This is a genomic window from Shewanella sp. MM_2022_3 (genome assembly GCF_022557375.1).
Taxonomy (GTDB): Bacteria; Pseudomonadota; Gammaproteobacteria; order Enterobacterales; family Shewanellaceae; genus Shewanella; species Shewanella xiamenensis.
This window is the reverse complement of the sequence record NZ_JAKZGV010000017.1, coordinates 25,932-44,044: the sequence shown is the minus strand read 5'-3', so window position 1 is coordinate 44,044 and position 18,113 is coordinate 25,932. Positions and strand designations below refer to the sequence as shown.

Below are 18,113 nucleotides of genomic sequence, written 5' to 3'. Positions count from 1 at the left end.
GTGAACGAACAGCTCCATGATCGTACTATGGCCTTTGCAGGAATACTGCAGGCCATTGCACAAGTTCAGTATTTAGCCCGTCATGGTGAAAGCGACACCGATGAGCTAGCTGCCAGTTTACACACCATTTTAGTGACTAATCCAGAAACCCCCGCCGATGTCTACCAAGATAAGGCGGGCCTGCACAAAGGCTACCAATTGGTGTTAAATCAACTGGGGGATAGCAGTCAAAAAGATGTGGAAATTACCCGCTATCTGGTGGGAATTTTAGCCCTTGAACGTAAATTAACCCGTTCAAATACCGGGTTAGCTATGCTTGCCGAACGAATCAATCAAGTGAATCGTCAGCTACATCATTTTGCGATCACCGACGAACAAGTCATTGCCAATCTGGCCAGTATTTATAGCGACATTATCAGTAATCTTGGACCTAAGATTCAGATCTCAGGTAATCCAGTGTGTCTGCAACGTCCAATCGTGCAACAAAAAATCCGCGCCTTGCTGCTTGCAGCCATGCGCAGCGCAGTGTTATGGCGACAACTAGGCGGCAAACGTCGACACTTAGTCTTTGCCCGTAAAGCCATCATAGACACAGCCAAGAAAAGTCTTACCCTATAATAAAATAAGTTTTCATCAAGGAGCTTCACATGGATCTTTCCGCACTAACTGCTATCTCTCCGGTAGACGGCCGTTACGGTAGTAAAACAGCGTCATTGCGAGGGATTTTCAGCGAGTTCGGTCTTACTAAGTACCGTGTTCAAGTTGAAATCAACTGGTTAAAGTTACTCGCTGATTGCCCAGAAATCACCGAAGTGCCACCATTAAGCGAGTCAGCGATCGCGCTTCTCGATGCCATAAAAGACAATTTCAGTGAGCAAGATGCGCTTCGCGTGAAAGCCATTGAAAGCACCACCAACCACGACGTGAAAGCAGTTGAATACTTTATCAAAGAAAAAATCGCAGACAACGCTGAACTCGCCGCTGTCGGTGAATTTGTTCACTTTGCCTGTACTTCTGAAGATATCAACAACTTAAGCCATGGTTTAATGTTGACTGAAGCCCGCGAGCAAGTGGTACTGCCTTATTGCAATGAACTGCTCAGCGCCATCAAAAAACTGGCCGTTGAATACCGCTCAGTACCTTTGATGTCACGTACCCACGGTCAGCCAGCCTCGCCTTCAACCTTAGGCAAGGAAATGGCTAACGTAGCCGTGCGTTTAGAGCGCCAAATCAAGCAAATCGCGGCCGTTGAAATCATGGGGAAAATTAACGGCGCCGTAGGCAACTACAACGCGCACATATCTGCATACCCAGAAGTGAACTGGCATGCACTGTCTGAACGTTTTGTGACGAGCCTAGGCCTGCACTGGAACGCATACACCACTCAAATAGAACCGCATGATTACATTGCAGAGCTCTTTGATGCGATTGCGCGTTTCAATACTATTCTGCTCGATTTCGACCGTGACGTTTGGGGTTATATTGCCTTAGGTCACTTCAAGCAACGTACCATTGCCGGTGAAATTGGCTCATCAACCATGCCACACAAGGTCAACCCTATCGACTTTGAAAACTCTGAGGGTAACTTAGGTATTGCCAATGCGTTGATGCAACATTTAGCCGCAAAACTACCCGTTTCAAGATGGCAACGTGACTTAACCGATTCCACCGTACTACGTAACTTAGGTGTGGGTATCGCCCACTCGCTGATCGCTTACCAAGCGACCTTAAAAGGCATCAGCAAGTTACAAGTGAATGAAGAGCATTTACGTGCCGAGCTCGATCAAAACTGGGAAGTATTGGCCGAGCCCGTACAAACCGTTATGCGTCGCTATGGTATTGAAAAGCCATACGAGAAGTTAAAAGAATTGACACGCGGTAAACGCATCGACGCTAAGCAACTTGCCGAATTTATCGACGGTTTAGCCCTGCCTGAAGAAGTGAAAGCAGAGCTGAAGAAGATGACGCCAGCCAACTATATTGGCCGTGCAGAAGCATTCGTTGACGAACTTAACTAAAGTTCAGTTTACGGCTAACGCTTCGTTTAACGCTAAGCTGACATGCTTAGCTTATTATCTAGCCTAAATAAGGATTGAGGCGGTTACATTGTTAAGGATGTAGTCGCCTTTTTTGACACTATGTATAAACTCAATCTCGATATTGCCCAGTTCCTCAAGGATTACTGGCAACAAAAACCTGTGGTCATCAAAGGCGCTTTTCCTCACTTTGAAGATCCAATCAGTGCCGATGAGCTGGCCGGCTTGGCCTGCGAAGAAGAAATCACTTCGCGCATCGTCGTTACCCAAAAAGATAACTGGGAAGTGATCCAAGGCCCCTTTGAGGATTACGACAATTACGGTGAAACCCACTGGCAATTATTGGTGCAAGCGGTTAACCATTGGTATCCCGACTCACAACCCCTCGTTGAGGCCTTTCGTTTTCTCCCCGATTGGCGATTCGATGATTTGATGGTGTCATTTGCCACTCCAAGTGGCGGTGTCGGTCCCCATATCGACAACTACGATGTGTTTATTATTCAAGGCGAAGGTCAGCGCCGCTGGACCGTAGGTGACAACACCCCACAACAACGTCGTGGCGGTAATCCTAATTCACCTCTGGTTGAAGACTTTGACCCCATCATTGATATGGTGTTAGAGAAAGGCGATATGCTTTATATTCCACCAGGATTCCCACACTGCGGTGAAACCTTAACCTTAGCCTTGAGCTATTCGATTGGTTACCGCGCACCCAGTCAGCAAGAATTAGTCAGCGAAGTGGCCGACTATTTACTCGACAAAAATTTGGGTCAACAGCGTTTTACCTCCGCATCCGAGCCAGCAAATCCGGGCATTATTAGCCAAGATCATCAACTCGGCATTATGTCGCTGTTAAGCCAGCTTGCCCAAGATCCTGCGAGTTATCAGGTTGTGCTAGGTAAACTGCTAAGCCAAAACCGATTCGAATTAGATATTTGTGAAGACGAAGAAGCCTATAGCATCGACGATCTGCAAGATGCCTTTGAACAAGGCGCTGGTGTAAATCGCATTGGCGGTTTAAAAGTACTACGTTTAGAGAATGATGCTCACTCGCGCTTATTCATTAATGGCGAAATCTATGATCTGCCCAATACACCCGAAGCGGTGCTTGTACAGTTAAGCGATCATGTCAGCTTTGATAGCGAAACGGCTCTCGCGTTATGCGAACATGATGAAGTACAACAGCTATTGCTGGAACTGATTAATCAAGGTTTATACTATTTAAGTGATGAAGAAGCGTAATCCTTTAATATGGAATGAAACCGTCGGTATGCTCAACGTAGGACACAACGCTTGAGACAGACTTAAACAACAAAGGCACTCAATCGAGTGCCTTTGGTTTTATGACTTAACACAAGGAAGTCTAGCTATTCCAGAGTTTTTCATCATTGTGCATACGATATAAACTCTCTGCACGGGAGACTAATAACTGGGCAAATTTTGCCTGGGTTGCATCACGTCTGGTTGCGCCTGAACGGATCAAATTTTCAGCCTGCATTTGCCACATCATCGAGAAATGACGAACCGCATCACGCGCCGTTTTAGCCACTTTGACATCCACAAAATCCGATGGTAAATCGCCTGACATCACCCAATAGGTTTTGGTCGTAGGACGTTTGGATTCCATCTTCCAAATCGCTAAATAAGGTGCAAGATAACGGCTCTCATCGGCTAAAACCTTGCTGGGGATAACCCCTTTTTCCGCTAAAAAACGGTTCGCTTTTTGGAATTGTGTTCTGACCCACTCTTGGCGCAATTTCTCCATTTCTTCAGGAGAGATTGTTGGTTGAGCTTGATCGACAGCTTGTTCAGTCATACTTCCGTCCTATCTTATTGTTATAGCGCGGCTCTCATTCTTGGGACAGCACGCGAATTATACTAATGTCTGAGAATATCATCAGTTAAAACTGGTTTCGCACCTCTAAGCTTACGTTTACGTAAAGTGGAAAGCTAGATTGCCACAAATAATCTATTTATTCGGTCATTATGCATGGTTGAGAGTATCGCTAAATGCTATGGTTCTGCAATAAATATAACGAGCTGTCGATGGGAAGTCGTTCCATCGACGTTTTATTGTGTATAGCGGAGAACTTCACGTGGCTGTATTTAATCATGTATCCTTTGATGAACATGAACAGGTCGTATTCTGTCATGATAAAGAAAGTGGCTTAAAAGCCATTGTTGCCATCCATAACACCAACTTAGGTCCTGCGGTAGGTGGATGCCGGATGTGGAACTATCAATCCGATGATGAAGCCCTGACTGACGTATTGCGCCTCTCCCGTGGTATGACTTACAAAAATGCCCTCGCTGGTTTAACCATGGGCGGTGGTAAGTCAGTGATTATTGCCGATCCTAAGCGTCCTGACCGCGAAGCCCTCTTCCGTGCTTTTGGCCGTTTTATTAATAGCCTCGGTGGACGTTACTATTCTGCTGAAGACGTGGGCACCACGACCGCTGATATCATGATTGCCCATCAAGAAACACCTTACATGGCAGGCCTTGAAGGCAAGAGTGGCGATCCATCGCCATTTACAGCACTAGGCACCTATTTAGGGATCAAGGCTGCAGTTAAACATAAACTCGATTTAGACAGCTTAAAAGGCCTTAAGATCGCCGTTCAAGGTGTGGGCCATGTAGGTTACTACCTGTGTAAACATTTGCATGAAGAAGGTGCACAGCTGATTGTTACCGATATTCACCAAGCATCACTGGATAAAGTAGCTACCGACTTTGGCGCCATCGTTGTTGCTCCACAGGATATCTATGCCCAAGACGTGGATGTCTATGCGCCATGTGCACTAGGTGCAACTCTAAACGATGTTACCCTACCACAACTCAAAGCTAAGATTGTTGCGGGTTGCGCCAACAACCAATTAGCCGAAGTCCGCCATGGCGAGCAGTTAAAAGAAATGGGCATTCTGTATGCGCCAGATTATGTGATTAACGCTGGCGGCATTATCAACGTGTCATTTGAAAAAGATTATGACGCAGCAAAATCAGAAGCTAAGGTCAGAGAAATCTACAACACGCTGCTGAAGATTTTTGCTAAGGCCGATGCTGAAAACCGCACGACAGGTGCAGTAGCTGACGAAATGGCCCGTGCCATTTACCAAGCGGCCAAAGCTTAATCATGCAGTAGGCGGACAACGAGTCGTTGTCCGCCTCAACCACTTCCCTCGCTCCACTTATCTATCTAAAAAATAAATTCCTCTCAATACCAATCAGATACTAAAACGCCACGTAAAATTCACTTTTCTGTAGTGGAAAACCCTATATGTCTCTGCTTGAATTAACTACTCGTCAGTCACGGAGAAGGTGCCACTATGGTCAGTTTCAAATATGAGCTGGGGAAAGATTCACTTGAATTACAAGCAAGTGATTGGTCGGGTTTGGAGAGAGTCTATATCAATGGCCAAATGGTTTCGCGCAAACTCAATTTTAGCCATCAAAGTGAACATTTGATCAAATTGAAAGATGGTGGGCAATGCCTATGTAAGTTGTTTATTGACCCCTTCACAAATGAGTTAACTTGCCGTATTTATAAGCGTAATCAGCTAATCACTAGTCTGAAACAGGGAAAAAATAGCTTAATGCAGCGACAACGATTACTACAACAAGGGTTATTACTGGGGTCAAGTTTAGTGTTACTTTTTATGCTACTCCCTTTATAAATAGCAAAACTAGCCGAAGGTATTATCGACTAATCTGAAAGCTTATTTATTTTATTCAAAAGCTTAATAAAATAACTTCGTTCATCTTCAGTAAGATTAGCAAGAAACTTTTCATTGGCGCGCTCGGCCTCACGGATCAAATCCTGCTCCAGCGCCTTGGCCTCATCGGTGAGAAAAATCTGGAAAGCTCGGCGATTATCGAGTTCTTGATGGCGGGTGATGAGGCCTTGCACCTGCAACTGATCGAGCAAACGGGTCATGGTATAGTTCGCTACATCACAACGTTTGGACAACTCGGTCTGAGTAATCCCCTCCTCCTGCCAAAGCGCGAATAATACTGGCCACAACTTAATGTCGAGCTGATAGCGTTTCAACTGCAAATCGAGTTCATTTTGCAGCTCAATATTTAAATGCGAAACAAGATAGCCTAAGCTTTCATAACGGTTCAAACAGCACCTCCGAAAACAACATTTAGACCCATCGACACAGACCTAAACCCGAGTAGGATTGGCTAAGGTTAGTTTTAATACTATCACTTAACCCATAATAAACTAGTCAGCCTCCCCAAGTTATTACAATCAAAATCTTTAAGCACTGAGGCCACCTTCATCGGTTAAATTGAATTCATTCACAAAATTGTAGTAGCAGGCACGGCTCAATTTTCCCCATAGGCCGCGCTCTAGCGGCAGATAAATCCCAAAGTCGGTGAGCTTTAAATGATGGAGTGTCGCCAGAGAATGCTCGGTGCCAATACTACTGCGCAGCGTTAAACCCGATGCAGTCTCATCCTTCACATAATCGACAATCAACAGCGGCGCATCATCCACCTCGACTCGCACTTTCTCCACTGGGGTTATTAGAAAATGCTCCCCATCGATGTGATGTAAAATACTGGCAAACAGCTTAGCAAACTTCGTCGGTAATGGGCTGTCCTGATATAACCAGTCACCGGAGAGTTGAATACAAAATAACGTTGTTTGACTACATAGCTCAGTTTGCTGTGCTAAGTCATCATTCTGTTTTGTCTTGCTGGTGAATGCCTGTAGCGTATCGATAACATTGTCCGTGTGTTTTTCCATAGCGTCCCCTCAATAAAAAAACCAGCCTGACGACTGGTTTAGTGTGGCATTGCCTTAGGGATTATCCAATCCCTAATAAAAAATTGCGTTAAGCCTTAACGAGCTCCAATAAAGCTTCTAATGGATGTTTTGGCTTATACCCAGCAAAACGCTTTACTTGGCTGCGGCATGAGTAGCCAGAGACAAGCACCTGTGATGCATCCATCTTGCTTAAAGTGTCTTTCCACGACATATCAAACAAGGTCTTAGAACGCTCAAGATTCTCAGCCTCATGACCGTAGGTACCCGCCATGCCGCAACAGCCCAGATTCACTGCCGTTAATTTAGCGCCAAAGTGAGTGAAGATTTTGCTCCACTCATTGGCGGTATTAGGCTTCGCCGTAGACTCAGTACAATGGCTAAACCAAGTAAATTGTTTATCTTGCATGGCCTTAGTAGGAATATCCTGCAGTATGCCAAGCAGCCATTCGTTAGCCAGTTTAACCTCAAACGCGCCGCGGTTAGCCCCTAAAATTTCTTTATATTCATCGCGATAACAGAGCACTAAGGCGGGATCAATCCCAACCATTGGCATGCCTAACTTATGCACTTGGTTTAAGAAATCCGCACTCGACTGCGCCGTTTTAGCAAATTTACCCAAGAAGCCCTTGATATGCGTCGGTTTACCGTTGGGTTTAAAGGGCAGAAGAACTGGCTTTAATCCTAAAGTTTCGATCAATTGGATAAAGCGATACACCAAGCCCGCATCGTAGAAACTGTTGAAGGGATCTTGTACAACTAATACAAATTTTGCTCTCTCATCGGCGGGGATGGCCTGCAATGCCGCCAGATCATAGCCGCGACTCGCATGACCATCGAGTCGTTGTTTTAAGGTTGGCACCGACAGCGCTGGCGCATCCACATAACCGATGGCCTTTTTGATCACCCATTGGCTGAGCGGGTTTTGCGAGGCGAAATTGGTCAACCTTGGCGCAGCAGCCATCAGAGGTAAGCTGTCTTCTATGCCCGCAACCAGGTAATCCTTGGCCGGACGCAGATAACGTTGATAGTAAATATTAAAGAATTGCGCCCTAAACTTAGGTACATCCACTTTAACCGGGCACTGGCTCGAGCAAGCTTTACAGGCCAAACATCCCTTCAGCGATTCCATCACTTCGTGGGAATAATCGTAATCGCGCTTCGCATTGATGGTATTTTGCATACGCTGCAAAATACCTAATGGTTTAGCTTTCGCCAGCGCGTTCACATCCACCCCTTCCGACTCAAGCAAACGCAGCCACTCACGCATCAGACCCGCACGGCCTTTGGGGGATTGCACCCTATCGCCAGTCACCTTAAATGACGGACACATGGGCGAGTAGCTACTGTAATTAAAACACAGGCCATTGCCGTTACAGTTCATCACATCGGGATAGGCATCGCGTACTTCAACGGGAATTTGTCTGTCAAACTTGCCGCGCTTGGTACTATCCACATCAAATGCCAAGCTGCCGACTTGCTTAGGCGCCACTAACTTGCCGGGATTAAGCCTGTTATCAGGGTCAAATAGACCTTTAATGTCTTGCAGCACGCCATAAAGTTCATCGCCAAATACCGATGGGCCGTATTCGCCACGCACCCCCTTACCATGCTCGCCCCACATCAGGCCGCCGTATTTGAGTGTCAGCGCCGCGACTTGATCAGAAATCACCCTCAGCAGTTTTTCATCTTCGACATCGCACATATCCAGCGCAGGCCTTACGTGTAATACGCCCGCATCCACATGGCCAAACATACCGTATTGCAAATTGTGACTATCGAGTAGCGCACGAAACTCCATAATATAATCGGCAAGTTTTTCAGGCGGCACAGCAGTATCTTCGGCAAATGCAATGGGTTTGCGACGTCCCTTGGTAGCACCGAGCAATCCAACGGCCTTTTTACGCATGCCATAGATTTTCTCAATGCTGGCCTTATCTTGAGTGACTTGATAACCAACCACACCACATTCACCGCGACCAATTTGCTCGGTCAATACAGCCTCAAGACTCGCAAGCTTTTGCTCAACTTCTGCCGTATCACCAGCAAACTCGACCATATTCAGGCCATCGATGACTTTACCCGGCACTTCTTGAATAAGGTCGGAAACCGAATGCCAAACAATGTCCTCGCGGGCAAGATTAAGCACTTTAGAGTCCACGGTTTCGACCACCGTTGCCCGCGCAGCCACTAAGGAAGGAGCATGACGCAGCGCAGACTGGAAGGAATCGTACTTAATATTCACCATCGCCCGCTCACTCGGCAGTGGTGTAATGTTGAGTTTCGCTTCGGTGATAACCGCCAGCGTGCCTTCAGAGCCTGTTAAAATGCGTGAAAGGTCGAACTGAGTTAAGCCTTCATTCCAGACATTCTTTAAGTCATATCCGGTTAAAAATCGATTGAGTTTTGGGAATTGTTGCTCAATGAGCGCGCGCTTCTCACGGCATACCTTTGCAATTGCCGAAATCAGTTTTTGTCCAAGCGGATTTTCACTCACGTTATCGGGATTACATAAGAGACCCGCATCGAGGGGACGAGTATCTAACACACTGCCATCTATCAATACGCTACGCAGCGCCAGTACATGGTCGGAAGTTTTACCATACACCAAAGAGCCTGCGCCCGAGGCGTCGGTGTTGATCATACCGCCAATAGTGGCGCGGTTTGAAGTTGAGAGATCGGGACTAAAGAAGAATCCATGGGGACGCAGCGTATCATTTAGCGCATCTTTAATGACCCCTGCTTCAACCCTAACCCAGCCCTGCTCAGGATTCACTTCCAACACACGATTCATATAACGAGACACATCGAGGATCAAACCGTGGGTCAGCGACTGCCCATTAGTGCCTGTTCCGCCACCTCTAGCACTAAAAGTCACACCCACAAACTCTGCTTTCGTAGCAAGTTTAAGCGCTATCTCGATATCCTTTTGGTGTTTAGGATAAAGCACCGCCTGGGGCAAAAATTGATAGACAGAGTTATCCGTGGCTTGCACTAAGCGCGCGCTGTAGCGCTTATCAATATCACCTTCATAGGCACTTTGTTCTAAAGCATCAAGATAGGCCAGATAAACAGGTTCTAAGGTTTGTTGATGTGATAACAGAGGTAACATGGGCGGCTTCAGTCAATTATTGTTATGCGGCCCATTATAAACAAAAAAAAGCCGCTAAAAAGCGGCTTTTTTAACACCTTGATAAAATTACGGCCTAGATCAAGCGTGCGCTTCGGCTAAATATAACCAAGTATCAATTACGGTATCAGGGTTTAACGATACGGTATCGATGCCTTGTTCAACTAACCAAGCCGCGAAATCGGCGTGATCTGAAGGTCCTTGACCACAAATACCGATATAAGCACCCTTGGCCTTAGCCGCTTTAATGGCCATAGACAGCAGGATCTTCACCGCTTCGTTACGCTCATCAAACAAGTGGCTGATGATGCCTGAGTCACGGTCAAGACCGAGTGTTAACTGTGTTAAGTCATTTGAGCCGATAGAGAAACCATCGAAGTGCTCAAGGAACTGATCCGCTAACAGCGCATTTGACGGTACTTCACACATCATGATGACGCGTAGACCATCTTTACCACGCTCTAAGCCCTGCTCTTTCAGCAGTTCAATCACTTGCTCAGCTTCTTTCACGGTACGGACGAATGGGATCATGACTTCAACGTTCTTCAGACCCATTTCATTACGCACGCGCTTAATCGCTTCACATTCAAGTGCGAAACAATCGCGGAATGATTCAGAGATATAACGGCTCGCACCACGGAAGCCGAGCATTGGGTTTTCTTCTTCTGGCTCGTAACGGTCACCACCGACTAAGTTAGCGTATTCGTTAGACTTAAAGTCTGACATACGTACGATCACTTTCTTCGGATAGAAAGCCGAACCAATAGATGCAATACCTTCGACTAAGCGAGCGATGTAGAACTCAACAGGAGAGTCGTAACCGGCGATCATCTCGTTGATTTCTTCCTGCAATGCAGCATCTTGTTGGTTGAATTCAAGCAACGCTTTCGGGTGAATACCGATCATGCGGTTGATGATGAATTCTAAACGCGCTAGACCCACACCTTCGTTAGGTAAACGGGCAAAATCAAATGCACGATCTGGGTTACCCACGTTCATCATGATCTTCATCGGTAATGCAGGCAGTGCATCAACGCGGTTTGAAATCACTTCAAACTCTTGTTTACCTTCGTAGATGTAACCTGTGTCACCTTCGGCACAAGATACAGTCACTAACTGACCATTTTTGATACGGTCAGTCACATCACCACAACCGACTACCGCAGGTACGCCTAATTCACGGGCAATAATCGCCGCATGACAGGTACGACCGCCACGGTTAGTCACGATGGCGCTGGCGCGCTTCATGATAGGTTCCCAATCTGGGTCAGTCATGTCGGTCACTAACACATCACCTGGTTGGATTTGATCCATATCCGCGATGGAGGTTAGTACCTTAGCCACACCTGAGCCCACTTTATGACCGATAGCACGACCTTCAGAGATCACTGCGCCACGGCTCTTTAAGTGGTAACGTTCAATTAATTGTACGTCTTCACGGCTACGAACCGTTTCTGGACGCGCTTGAACGATATAGAGTTTGCCATCGTTACCGTCTTTCGCCCACTCGATGTCCATTGGACGACCGTAGTGTTTTTCGATAACCATTGCTTGTTTAGCAAGTTCCATCACTTCGGCGTCGTTGATGGAGAATTGACGACGTTTTTCAGCAGCAACGTCTTCAATTTTCACTTGTTTGCCGTGAGCAGCATCATCGGAATACACCATCTGGATGAGCTTACTACCGATATTACGGCGAACAACGGCTTTATGACCTTGAGAAAGGATAGGTTTGTGGACATAGAATTCGTCAGGGTTTACCGCACCTTGAACAACCATTTCACCCAGACCGAAAGATGAAGTGATAAACACCACATCGTTGTTGCCTGATTCAGTGTCCATGGTGAACATAACACCTGATGCCGCTTTGTCTGAACGAACCATGCGTTGTACGCCGGCAGACAGGGCAACACCGTGGTGCTCATAACCTTGGTGAACACGGTATGAAATTGCACGGTCGTTAAAGAGTGACGCAAACACGTGCTTAATCGCCACGAGTACAGAGTCAAATCCTTTCACGTTTAAGAAGGTTTCTTGCTGACCAGCAAAAGAAGCATCTGGCATATCTTCTGCGGTAGCAGAAGAACGTACTGCAAATGATGCATCGCTAGTTTCAGCGGCAAGTTTATCGTAAGCTTCACGAATGGCTTGCTCTAAAGCTGGTTGGAATGGGGTGTCAATCACCCATTGTCTGATCTGTGCACCTACTTTTGCCAGTGCATTGACATCATCTACATCCAGTGTGGCTAGAATGTCATAAATCTTCTGGTTTACTCCACTTTGTTCAAGGAACTCATTGAACGCATAAGAAGTAGTCGCAAATCCGCCAGGTACTTGAACACCGGCATTAGCTAGATTGCTGATCATCTCGCCAAGAGAAGCATTTTTACCGCCAACCAAGTTGACGTCACCCATGCCTAATTCCTGATACCAGAGTACGTATTGCTGCACAGTTCTATCTCCGCAAGTTTATTTCAGTGGCCCCTTCACACGAGGGCAGCGGCATTTTACACTCCCGCTGAAGAAGCGTAAATCTATAATTTTATTTGTAATTTTATTACTACAAGAGGTCAGTATGGCACCAAAGGTATTTTACATCTCCGACGGCACAGCGATCACAGCAGAGGTTTTTGGGCATGCAGTTCTCTCGCAATTTCCATTAGAATTTGAGTCACTTACAATTCCATTTGTTGAAACATTGGCAAAAGCTGAAAACGTTAAACGACAAATTAATGATTGTTTTATTACAACAGGCGAACGCCCCTTAGTGTTCCATTCAATCGTTAAACCGGAAATTCGGGACATCATTTATTCGAGTGAAGGTCTCGATTACGATTTTTTAAATACCTTCGTCGCTCCACTTGAACAACATTTAGGCGTAAGTGCATCGCCTGTATTACACCGCACCCACGGTAAAGCCAATCAGGGTTATGAAGCCCGTATCGATGCCATCAATTTTGCGATGGATAATGATGATGGCCAAACCATGAAGCATATGGATCAGGCCGATTTGATCCTGCTGGGCGTGTCTCGCTGCGGTAAAACCCCGTCCAGCCTCTATTTATCGATGCAGTTTGGTATTAAAGCGGCTAACTACCCGTTCACCGAAGACGATATGGATAACCTTAAACTGCCCGAAGCCTTAAAACGCAATAAGAAAAAATTGTTTGGGTTGACCATCGATCCGGTACGCTTACATGAAATCCGCCAAAGTCGGATGGAAAACAGTCGCTACTCTTCCTTAAAGCAGTGTCGTTTAGAGGTAAAAGAAGTCGAGATGATGTTCAAACGTGAACGTATTCCTTATATCGACACCACCAACCACTCGGTCGAAGAAATCGCCACTAAGATTTTAGATGTGACGGGTTTAGAACGTCATATGTTCTAATCTTGATGATTTCGAACGAGACAATCGAGTCCCTCGATTTAGGCTAAATAGGTCTAACTTAAATCAAATTCATTGCACAGTTGCCGACAATTAACACAATTGGCACTGTGCAATGCTGTTCGATTCGTTATAATCCGAGGCAATCTGGCGAAAAGCGCCGCACGCAAGCTCGGTATTTTGAATGACCATTAAAACAGACGAATTACGCACTTCCTTATTAGCTAAAGTCATCTCACCTGCACAACTGGCATCTGAGTACCCGTTAACCCAAGATGCAGCCGATTACCTCGTTCAGCAACGTCGTGAAGTTGAAGCCATTATTATGGGCGAAGATCATCGTCTACTGGTGATCATTGGCCCTTGCTCTATCCATGATACGCAAGCTGCCCTCGACTACGCCCGCCGTTTAGCTGTGCTGCATCAAGAGTTAAAGGACGATCTCTGTATTTTAATGCGGGTGTACTTTGAAAAGCCGCGCACCATTGTTGGCTGGAAAGGGTTAATTTCCGATCCTGACTTAGATGGCAGCTTTGAACCCAATAAAGGATTGCGTATTGCCCGTCAGCTACTACAGCAAATCACTGAGCTGAAATTGCCGATTGCCACCGAGTTTTTAGATATGGTGAACGGTCAATATATTGCTGATTTAATCACCTGGGGCGCTATCGGCGCTCGCACCACTGAAAGCCAAGTCCACCGCGAAATGGCCTCGGCACTCTCCTGCCCTGTAGGTTTTAAAAATGGAACCGATGGCAATATCAATATCGCCGTTGATGCCGTTCGTGCCGCCAAAGTGCCACATATTTTCTATTCACCAGATAAAGATGGCGCTATGTCAGTGTATCGTACCCATGGCAATCCTTATGGGCACATTATTTTACGCGGTGGTAAAAAACCTAATTACTTTGAGCAGGATATTGAACAAGCAAGATTAAAACTTGAGTCTGTCAATGTAACGCCGCGTGTGGTGGTTGATTTTAGTCACGGTAACAGTGAAAAAAATCACCTAAAACAACTGGTCGTTGCTGAAAATATCATGGCGCAAATGCGTACCGGAAGTACGGCCATTGCCGGCATCATGGCAGAAAGTTTCTTACAGGAAGGCAATCAAAAAGTGATTGAGGGTCAACCTTTATGCTATGGCCAAAGCATTACCGATGCCTGCTTACATTGGGATGACTCAGAAAAATTACTGCGAGATCTGGCTAAAGCCTCACGCGATAGGCGTGAACTTCTCGGTAAATAAGTCGATTACCAAACACTAAAGGCTTCCACTGGAAGCCTTTTTACTTTTCGTTTTGTCTTAAAACCTAACGATATAGTCGTTTTATATCATTCAAATTGAAAACTCACTATAATCGCGCCTCTTGAAAATGCATAACCTCAGGTTGCCGTATGCCACATTCACTCGACTCTACTCGCCCTACTTTTTCCGATGCCATCGAACAACGAATCAATCAATCCGAAGCGCGGGTAATCAAAGCCGTATTTCCTTCTATCACCAATCACCACAATACCTTATTTGGTGGTGAAGCCTTAGCATGGATGGATGAAACCGCTTTTATTGCTGCGACTCGTTTCTGCCGTAAAGCCTTAGTTACAGTCAGCTCTGATCGAATCGACTTTAAAAAACCTATTCCAGCGGGTACCTTAGCAGAGCTTATCGCCCGCGTGATCCATGTAGGTAATACCTCGTTAAAGGTCGAAGTCAATATTTTTGTCGAAGACATGTACCAAGATCACCGTGAGCATGCGATCCGTGGCGTATTCACCTTTGTTGCGGTAGACGAACAACGCCATCCAACCCAAGTGTGGACGGCTGAATAAGATTTATACTACGTAATAACGTACTCTAGCCCTTTAACAGCAAGGTTTTAGGGCTAATTTATTCGTTCATTTAAGCAAGACAAAAGTATAACAACCAGAAACATATAAAAATTTTGTCCTTCTTGCTGCATAAACCAATAGGATCCTCGATTACTTTTCTGTTACATTGGGTTTAATCTTCACGCGCCACGAACATAATCAAAAAAGCCATGAAGCTAGAAAACTTAAATATAATTATTGCCGACGACCATCCATTGTTTCGAAATGCACTACGTCAAGCACTCAGTAGTGCCTTTGAGCGCACCCAGTGGTTTGAGGCTGACAGTGCCGATGCGTTGCAGTCTGTGTTAGATTCACAAAGTATCAGCTACGATTTGGTTTTACTGGATTTGCAGATGCCAGGTTCCCACGGCTATTCGACGCTTATCCATCTGCGCTCTCACTACCCTGAGCTGCCTGTTATCGTGATTTCGGCCCACGAGGATATCAATACCATTAGCCGTGCTATTCACTACGGTGGTAGCGGTTTTATCCCTAAATCGGCGTCGATGGAAACCTTGAAAGAAGCCCTAACCGCTGTTTTATGTGGGGATTTATGGCTACCTAAAGGTGCTGATATTATACCTATCGAAGATGACAGCACTGATAAAATGGCCAGTAAGCTCTCAGATCTCACGCCGCAGCAATATAAAGTACTGCAAATGTTTGCTGAGGGCTTGCTCAATAAACAAATTGCCTATGACTTAGGTGTTTCTGAAGCAACAATAAAAGCGCACGCCACTGCCATTTTCAGAAAACTAGGCGTTCGTAATCGCACTCAAGCGGTTATTGCTTTAAGTCAGCTTGAAATGGATAAAGTCGATTTGTCATAGTCATGCGTGTCATTTCAACTCTCAACACAATAAAAATGCCGCAATTGATGCGGCATTTTTATTAATTTCACCAATAGCGTAGCTTAATCAACGCATAGGCAGATTTTTATCTGCAAACATCTCATCAATTAATTGCTGATCACGCAATGCGACGGCCTTCTCAACCACATCACGAGTTAAATGTGGCGCAAAGTGTTGAATAAAATCATACATATAACTTCGTAAGAAACTACCCTTCCTGAAACCAATTTTAGTGGTGCTATGGGCAAATAAATGGCCAGCATCGATGGCAACTAAATCTTTATCAATATTTGGATCAATCGCCATAGAGGCAATCACTCCTACACCTAAGCCTAAGCGCACATAGGTTTTCAGCACATCAGCGCTGGTAGCACTAAAGACAACCCGCGGCTCAAGGTTTGCACGATTAAACGCTTTCTCAATTTCCGATGCCCGATCAAATCCAAACACATAAGTCACTAATGGAAAACGGGCTAAATCTTCAATACTAATATGAGTTCGTGTCGCCAAGGGATGATCTTTTGGCACCACGACGGAGCGATTCCAGTGATAACAAGGCAACATAATCAAATCGGAATACAAATGCATCGCTTCGGTCGCAATTGCAAAATCAGCATCACCTCGGGCAGCCTGCTCACTGATCTGCGATGGCGTCCCCTGATGCATATGTAGGTTAACTTTGGGATAACGGTCGATAAACTGGCGAATGATATGGGGTAAAGCATAGCGAGCTTGGGTATCCGTTGTCGCAATATTCAATTCACCTTGATCCGGTTTTGTATATTCCTCAGATACTTTTTTAATACTTTCAACTTTACCTAAGATGTCATTGGCGATATTAATCACCTGCTGTCCAGCTGGCGTCACATGGGTCAAATGTTTACCACTGCGACCAAATATTTGAATACCTAATTCATCTTCCAACATGCGAACTTGCTTACTGATCCCAGGCTGTGATGTGTATAAATTTTCAGCTGTGGCCGATACGTTAAGGTTATGCTTTACGACCTCAGCAATATACCTGAGCTGTTGCAGTTTCATCTTATGTCCTTGTCTCAAACAGGCTGAAATGGATTGGTTAAAATAGCACCACTCAGTATCAGCTATAATCAATCGTTATAGTATATAGTAAAAATTAAAGCAAATAGGAATATAGAGCACAAGTCTTATGTTTCAAACGACAGAAATGATAACCTAGGCTAAGATAACTATGCTAGTTTATTGATTTATTGTAGCATTAGCTCAATTGGATAAATAATGGAACAGCTATGACATTCACCTTGGTTCTGATCCTCATCGGTGCACTATTACTGCTTGTTATCGGAATTAACGTAATACAACAACAAAAAGAACGTGCAGAGGCTGAACGTAGGATTGAATTTGCCCGCCAACGTGCGATTCTTGATGAAACAGAAACCGTATTATCCAATACAGGGATGATACCTTGTAGTACACATATAATGTTAGTGCTCTATCGCCGTGTTCAAGATGCTTTGGAAATGGCAACATCACTGAGTACAAGCCAACAACAAGCCGATTTTCAACGTCGACTTGCCGATATCAAAAATCAAATTGATTCATTACAAGCTAACCCACCTCAAGTCCCGCCGATTGAGAATTTTAGATTGCCTGATAACGACAAACAAACTTTGGTGTTAGTACAAACGTTAAAGAAACTAAAAGCCATTTTGCGTGCAGAGCATAACAAGGGGAGAGTCGACCCAGCGGTATTTGGTCAGGAAGAAAATCGTATTGATAGTTTACAGCTCAGAATTAACGTTGACTCTATGTTGTCACGTGCTCGCGCCGCAAGTTTTATGAAGCAATACGGATCTTCAAAGCAAATGGTGACTAAAGCATTAGCCACTTTGCATGCAATTAAAGCGCAGACGCCAAACGATCCCTTTATCGCCCGTAAAGTCGATGAAGCCAAAATGCTATTAGATGAAATTATGGGCGCACAAAAACTCACTGCACCCAGTGCACCTAAGCCCAAGAATGAAGAAGACGATATCGATATGCTGTTTCAACCGAAAAAGAAATGGTGATCAATCTTTAAAACACAAAA

The 18,113-nt window shown here is 45.2% G+C and carries 16 protein-coding genes; 10 read left to right on the top strand and 6 right to left on the bottom strand.

The window, feature by feature from the left end:
- From hflD to MMG82_RS11145, 3 genes are all read left to right on the top strand, one after another.
- On the top strand, positions 1 to 618 hold the full coding sequence (gene hflD / locus MMG82_RS11155) for a high frequency lysogenization protein HflD (protein ID WP_188871539.1): 618 nt from the start codon (positions 1 to 3) through the stop codon (positions 616 to 618).
- Between the two features lie 29 nt (positions 619 to 647).
- Positions 648 to 2,018 (top strand): adenylosuccinate lyase, encoded by a 1,371-nt coding sequence (gene purB, locus MMG82_RS11150; protein ID WP_047538893.1) that lies wholly within the window; start codon positions 648 to 650, stop codon positions 2,016 to 2,018.
- Between the two features lie 120 nt (positions 2,019 to 2,138).
- Positions 2,139 to 3,278 (top strand): cupin domain-containing protein, encoded by a 1,140-nt coding sequence (locus MMG82_RS11145; protein WP_241406858.1) that lies wholly within the window; start codon positions 2,139 to 2,141, stop codon positions 3,276 to 3,278.
- Positions 3,279 to 3,399: 121 nt separating this feature from the next.
- Here the strand turns inward: MMG82_RS11145 and MMG82_RS11140 are convergent, their stop codons facing one another.
- Positions 3,400 to 3,852 carry a DUF4826 family protein gene (locus MMG82_RS11140; RefSeq protein ID WP_037419348.1) on the bottom strand — a complete coding sequence of 151 codons (453 nt, stop codon included), beginning with the start codon at positions 3,850 to 3,852 and terminating at the stop codon, positions 3,400 to 3,402.
- A gap of 280 nt (positions 3,853 to 4,132) precedes the next feature.
- On the opposite strand from MMG82_RS11140, the gene MMG82_RS11135 reads away from it, so the two are divergent.
- The gene (locus MMG82_RS11135; RefSeq protein ID WP_037426528.1) at positions 4,133 to 5,167 is read left to right on the top strand and encodes a Glu/Leu/Phe/Val dehydrogenase dimerization domain-containing protein; all 1,035 of its coding nucleotides are present in this window, start codon (positions 4,133 to 4,135) and stop codon (positions 5,165 to 5,167) included.
- Between the two features lie 195 nt (positions 5,168 to 5,362).
- Positions 5,363 to 5,710, top strand: a complete 348-nt coding sequence (locus MMG82_RS11130; RefSeq protein WP_037419354.1) for a hypothetical protein — start codon at positions 5,363 to 5,365, stop codon at positions 5,708 to 5,710.
- A gap of 29 nt (positions 5,711 to 5,739) precedes the next feature.
- On the opposite strand, the gene MMG82_RS11125 is transcribed toward MMG82_RS11130, so the two are convergent.
- The 4 genes from MMG82_RS11125 to ppsA form a co-directional block, all read right to left on the bottom strand.
- A complete protein-coding gene (locus tag MMG82_RS11125; RefSeq protein ID WP_241406857.1) occupies positions 5,740 to 6,159 on the bottom strand; it encodes a MarR family transcriptional regulator in 420 nt (139 codons plus the stop codon).
- Positions 6,160 to 6,297: 138 nt separating this feature from the next.
- Positions 6,298 to 6,789 carry a DUF1285 domain-containing protein gene (locus MMG82_RS11120; RefSeq protein WP_047538904.1) on the bottom strand — a complete coding sequence of 164 codons (492 nt, stop codon included), beginning with the start codon at positions 6,787 to 6,789 and terminating at the stop codon, positions 6,298 to 6,300.
- Between the two features lie 88 nt (positions 6,790 to 6,877).
- The gene (locus MMG82_RS11115) at positions 6,878 to 9,919 is read right to left on the bottom strand and encodes an FAD-binding and (Fe-S)-binding domain-containing protein (RefSeq protein WP_241406856.1); all 3,042 of its coding nucleotides are present in this window, start codon (positions 9,917 to 9,919) and stop codon (positions 6,878 to 6,880) included.
- 99 nt (positions 9,920 to 10,018) lie between these two features.
- On the bottom strand, positions 10,019 to 12,388 hold the full coding sequence (ppsA, locus tag MMG82_RS11110; protein ID WP_241406855.1) for a phosphoenolpyruvate synthase: 2,370 nt from the start codon (positions 12,386 to 12,388) through the stop codon (positions 10,019 to 10,021).
- 124 nt (positions 12,389 to 12,512) lie between these two features.
- On the opposite strand from ppsA, the gene MMG82_RS11105 reads away from it, so the two are divergent.
- The 4 genes from MMG82_RS11105 to MMG82_RS11090 all read left to right on the top strand — a co-directional run bounded on the left by MMG82_RS11105 (position 12,513) and on the right by MMG82_RS11090 (position 16,024).
- Entirely contained in the window at positions 12,513 to 13,325 is an 813-nt protein-coding gene (locus MMG82_RS11105) for a pyruvate, water dikinase regulatory protein (RefSeq protein ID WP_011072591.1), read from the top strand.
- 181 nt (positions 13,326 to 13,506) lie between these two features.
- Positions 13,507 to 14,571, top strand: a complete 1,065-nt coding sequence (locus MMG82_RS11100; RefSeq protein WP_047538915.1) for a 3-deoxy-7-phosphoheptulonate synthase — start codon at positions 13,507 to 13,509, stop codon at positions 14,569 to 14,571.
- Between the two features lie 149 nt (positions 14,572 to 14,720).
- Positions 14,721 to 15,152, top strand: a complete 432-nt coding sequence (locus tag MMG82_RS11095; protein WP_047538924.1) for an acyl-CoA thioesterase — start codon at positions 14,721 to 14,723, stop codon at positions 15,150 to 15,152.
- 209 nt (positions 15,153 to 15,361) lie between these two features.
- Positions 15,362 to 16,024: a response regulator transcription factor gene (locus MMG82_RS11090; RefSeq protein ID WP_047538927.1), complete on the top strand. Its 663-nt coding sequence runs from the start codon at positions 15,362 to 15,364 to the stop codon at positions 16,022 to 16,024.
- Positions 16,025 to 16,111: 87 nt separating this feature from the next.
- Here MMG82_RS11090 and cysB read toward each other — a convergent pair whose 3' ends face one another.
- On the bottom strand, positions 16,112 to 17,086 hold the full coding sequence (gene cysB / locus MMG82_RS11085; protein ID WP_011622367.1) for an HTH-type transcriptional regulator CysB: 975 nt from the start codon (positions 17,084 to 17,086) through the stop codon (positions 16,112 to 16,114).
- Between the two features lie 227 nt (positions 17,087 to 17,313).
- Here cysB and zomB point away from each other — a divergent pair, with 227 nt between their 5' ends.
- Positions 17,314 to 18,093, top strand: coding sequence for a flagellar motor control protein ZomB (gene zomB, locus MMG82_RS11080; RefSeq protein ID WP_037419518.1), 780 nt, complete (start codon positions 17,314 to 17,316; stop codon positions 18,091 to 18,093).
- Positions 18,094 to 18,113 lie beyond the last annotated feature (20 nt).